The organism is Microbulbifer sp. (genome assembly GCF_036563125.1).
In the GTDB taxonomy this organism is placed as follows: Bacteria; Pseudomonadota; Gammaproteobacteria; order Pseudomonadales; family Cellvibrionaceae; genus Microbulbifer.
The window spans coordinates 1-4,248 of the sequence record NZ_DATCMV010000170.1 but is presented as its reverse complement, the minus strand read 5'-3'; the positions used below and the strand labels follow the sequence as shown (position 1 = coordinate 4,248).

General features: G+C 53.2%; 5 protein-coding genes. 4 read left to right on the top strand and 1 reads right to left on the bottom strand.

Annotated elements, in window-relative coordinates:
* The 4 genes from VIL80_RS14425 to VIL80_RS14410 all read left to right on the top strand — a co-directional run.
* The coding region (locus tag VIL80_RS14425; RefSeq protein WP_332036793.1) for a GFA family protein at positions 1-444 on the top strand (444 nt) is incomplete at its 5' end.
* Between the two features lie 128 nt (positions 445-572).
* The gene (locus tag VIL80_RS14420) at positions 573-1,292 is read left to right on the top strand and encodes a methyltransferase family protein (protein WP_332036792.1); all 720 of its coding nucleotides are present in this window, start codon (positions 573-575) and stop codon (positions 1,290-1,292) included.
* Positions 1,293-1,411: 119 nt separating this feature from the next.
* Positions 1,412-1,825, top strand: a complete 414-nt coding sequence (locus tag VIL80_RS14415) for a hypothetical protein (protein ID WP_332036791.1) — start codon at positions 1,412-1,414, stop codon at positions 1,823-1,825.
* Between the two features lie 115 nt (positions 1,826-1,940).
* Entirely contained in the window at positions 1,941-3,632 is a 1,692-nt protein-coding gene (locus tag VIL80_RS14410) for a phytoene desaturase family protein (RefSeq protein WP_332036790.1), read from the top strand.
* Positions 3,633-3,681: 49 nt separating this feature from the next.
* Here VIL80_RS14410 and VIL80_RS14405 read toward each other — a convergent pair.
* Positions 3,682-4,248 (bottom strand): hypothetical protein (locus tag VIL80_RS14405; protein WP_332036789.1); only part of this gene is annotated, 567 nt, incomplete at its 5' end.

The following is a 4,248-nucleotide window of genomic DNA, read 5'->3' as shown; positions in this document are numbered from 1 at the left end:
TGTGGAGATTCTGAATACGAACTTAAGCGTATGCCAATGTTTGTGCACTGTTGCCACTGCACATGGTGCCAAAAGGAGACCGGTTCTGCGTTTGCGGTTAATGCGCTGGTAGAATCCTCATGCGTATCTTTGCTCAAAGGTGAAGTTAATGAAGTAGAGCTTCCAACTAATAGTGGTGCTGGCCAGAAAGTTGTTCGCTGCAATAGATGCCAGGAAGCCTTATGGAGTTACTATGGTGCTGCAAAGGAAAAGGTGTCATTTGTTAGAGTCGGAACTCTGGATCAGCCTGATTTATGTCCGCCTGATATTCATATTTACACTTCGTCAAAGCAAAAGTGGGTTGTATTGAAAGAAGGTGGTGCTGTAGTGGAGGGGTTCTACAGGCGCAGTGAGTATTGGCCTGAAGATGCAATCGCTCGGTATGAAAAAGCAAAAAATACATGACCGGAAATTGCAAGAGCAATATATGCATGCCACATGCATCCAGCATTATTTCGGCCTTTGGCCTCCAGCAGCCAGCGTTACGCAGGTATCAGGTACGCACAATAGTACGTTTTGTTTAGGGGAATGACATGCCAACGAAGGCGGTTGATGGCAAGCCTAATCAGACCGCTTCCCTTCGCCAGTGGACCAGACTGGTTGTGGTGTATCTTCTTGTTCCACTGATTTTGTTGATATGTGGTGGTGATCTCGGTTGGTGGCAGGCGTGGCTCTATTCTTTACTGATCTTTGTTGCAGGTATAGCGGGGCGTATATGGGCGGAGCAGCGGCACCCCGGAATGATGGCCGAACGACAGAGCATTGAAAATTTCGAAAATGCAAAAGCCTGGGACAAGGTGCTTGCTCCACTGATGGCAGTGGCTATCGTTTTCCCTATGGTGATAGTAGCTGGGCTAGACCACCGCTATAGCTGTTCCCCTGAATTCCCGTTGTGGCTCAATGTAATAGGATTCACCTTGATCTCGCTCGGTTACGCTTTCGCTACATGGGCTTTGGCAGAGAACCGCTTTTTCTTCAGCGTGATGTGCATTCAGACGGATCGTGGGCATGTGGTGTGTGACAGTGGGCCGTACCGGTTTGTGAGGCATCCCGGGTATTCTGGAAATATTTTCCCATTGATAGGTATTGTTCTTGCACTGGGCTCGGTATGGACACTGATTCCTGCAGCAGTGGCAGCAATCATCACGGTTGTTAGGACTGTACTTGAAGATCAGACATTAACGAAGGAATTACCTGGCTATCGAGACTATGCGCAACGTGTGCGCTATCGGTTGATTCCGGGAATATACTGAAAAATTGTGGCGTACCGCTAGAGCCGTGTATAGCCTAAAAAGCTTGGGCAAGCTCACGTATTTCTTGTGCTCAAATAAAATCTGGTTGCTCATCCATGTTGTGACCGTCGGGAGAATGTATGAAAAAGATAATTATCCTGTTCCTTGTCTTCACAGCTTCAGTCGCTTCCGTATTCATTGTTCAGATGATGATTACTAAGTTGTGGAATTTCGGTGGTGTCAGTTGGGGGCCTGGAAATCTTCCAGTGCAACCGGTTCAGCAAACTGCGATGTTGTGCACTACGTTTTTGGCTGGCTTGTTCGCACCAATTGTGGCGATTGCAATCTGTCGCCGAATTCCATGGGTAGTCATTTTCTCGATCTGTGCATTTGGCTTGACGATCGATGTATTTGCGGTACTGGTACCGCTGGCCTCATTACCGTTGTGGTTTAAGTTGTCTTTTGTGATTTCGGTACCTTTGCAGGTATATGTAGGTACAAAAATAGGCGTGTTACTTTTTCTATCAAAACGGCCAAGAGTCAGTTACTCCTAGTAAATACATACCGCGGGGTTACGTCTAGTCCGGCCTTATATGCAATTTGTTGAATAGTATCGGCGGCGGCGCTAAGGTAGCGCCATAACGAAATCAATAATAAAGAGACCGCCCGATGATCGTGTCCACCGAATCTCACGACCGCAGTGCCCCAAAGCCCAGCCGCTTGCGTATCGGCCGGCGCTACCGTGCCAACCGGCTCGACGGCCGCTACGATACTATCGTTATTGGCTCTGGTATTGGCGGACTCACCACTGCGGCACTGCTCAGTGCTGCGGGCAAGAAAGTGCTGGTGCTGGAGCAACACTATACCGCCGGGGGGTTCACCCACGCCTACGATCGTAATGGCTACGAGTGGGATGTAGGCGTGCACTATATCGGCGACGTGGGCGAACACCCAACGATGACCCGCCAGCTGTTCGATTTTCTTTCCGCTGGCACCCTACAATGGGCGCCAATGGATGACACCTACGACCGTATTTGTCTAGGTGATGAGCAGTTCGATCTGCGCGCCGGGCGCCAGGCTTTTGTGGATGAGCTGGTACGGAGCTTCCCGGATGAGCGCGGTGTTATCGAGCAGTATCTGGAGCGAGTTGATGCCGTAGGCAGGGCGATGCCGCTGATCACTCTGGAAAAATTGTTGCCGAGCTGGTGTACGCGGTTCACTCGGCTGTGGAAGAAGCTGCGCTGGCCGGCCTACCTGAACAAGACCACGTACGAGGTACTGCGCGAACTCACTGACAACGAAAAGTTGATTGCGGTGTTAACTGGCCAGTGGGGCGACAATGGCATGACGCCGAAGACCGGCAGCTTCATTATTCACGCGCTGATCGCCAAGCATTACCTGTATGGTGGCTATTACCCCGTGGGAGGTGCGAGCAAGATTGCCGAAACCATCATCCCGCAGATCCAGTCCAGCGGGGGAGAGGTTTTCACTTACGCAGAGGTGGAGACGATCCTTTTGGATGGCAATCGCGCGCGCGGTGTGCGCATGGCCGATGGCACTGAAATCGAGGCGCCGCTCGTGGTGTCCGGTGCAGGTGTATTCAACACGTTCGAAAAGCTGCTGCCGCAGAGTGCCAGCGAATATGCTGGTTATTTCCGTGACCTGGATACGGTCAATCCGTCGATGGCCCATGTGTGTCTGTATATCGGCCTGCAGCGTACCGCCGAAGAACTGGGCCTGCCGAAGACCAACTATTGGCTCTATCCGAGCGCCGATTACGAGAGCGATACGCGACGCTTCCTCGAAGACCGCGATTCACAAATTCCGCTGGTCTACATTTCCTTCCCCTCGGCCAAAGATCCGAGCTTCACCCGTCGTTACCCCGGTCGCGCGACCATCGAAATTGTAGCCCCCGGCAAGTACGAATGGTTCGCGCAGTGGCACGAGCAACCCTGGGGCAAACGCGGTGAAGACTACGACGCGCTCAAGCAGCAGTTCAGTGAGCGTCTGCTCGAGCACCTCTACAAACACTTCCCGCAATTGCGTGGGCAGATCGATTACTGCGAACTGTCCACACCGCTATCCACCGATTATTTCTGCCGTTACAGCCGTGGTGAGATCTATGGCCTGGACCACGATCCCAACCGCTTCACGCAAACCTGGCTGCGCCCCAAAACCCGTATCGGTGGCCTCTACCTCACTGGCCAGGACATTATGAGTTGCGGTGTTGCCGGTGCCATGTTCGCCGGCGTGGCAACCGCGCAAAGTATCTTGGGCTGGCGCCGTGGCTTGCCACTGCTGCGCCGCATTTTCCGCGCAAAATCAAACCGGGAAAATGAGTTGAACAAGGTGTGTATCTGAGCCCCGGCGTTAGCCGGGACTCAGATGTCGTGCGGGCGTTTGATTTAGGTTAGAGCGGCGCAGTACATGCCATATACACATCCAGCTGGTTCACTTGCTGCAGCAGGCTGTTGAGGCTCAGGCGCACCCTGTCGAAGTCCAGCGTGGTGGCAATCACTATGACCCGCTGATTAACCGCGCCATCGACCTTGAACGCCACCAGTGAGCTACCTGTGGAACTGTCGCCGGTTGCGGTGTCGTTCAGCCAGGTGCTGATGTTAATGGTGTCCTGCAGTACCAGGTCGAGCAGGCTGCTCGGTTGTTCTACCAGGAAGCCGATCAGGTGGCGGCCGGAGAGTACCGTTGCCTTGGTGACATCGATATACGCATAGCCACCTGCGCCGGCCGTGACTTCGAGCCGCGCGGCATCGGTAATCACATTGTTAGTGACACGTCCGGGACTGGTCACGGAACAGCCTGAGCAGGGTTCCACCTTGCCACTGGCCAGGAAGGAGTTGCTGGTGGTAATCGGCTGGAAATCTCCCAGTGATTCGCAGGTAGCGGCGAGATCGTTGTCGCAGGTATCGCCGATGCCATCACCATCAAAGTCTTCCTGGCCCGGGTTTGGTGTCTGTGG

Bases quoted from the DNA above. Each gene is read 5' to 3' on its own strand.
- VIL80_RS14420 (WP_332036792.1), top strand. From the start codon at position 573: ATGCCAACGAAGGCGGTTGATGGCAAGCCTAATCAGACCGCTTCCCTT.
- VIL80_RS14415 (WP_332036791.1), top strand. From the start codon at position 1,412: ATGAAAAAGATAATTATCCTGTTCCTTGTCTTCACAGCTTCAGTCGCT.
- VIL80_RS14410 (WP_332036790.1), top strand. From the start codon at position 1,941: ATGATCGTGTCCACCGAATCTCACGACCGCAGTGCCCCAAAGCCCAGC.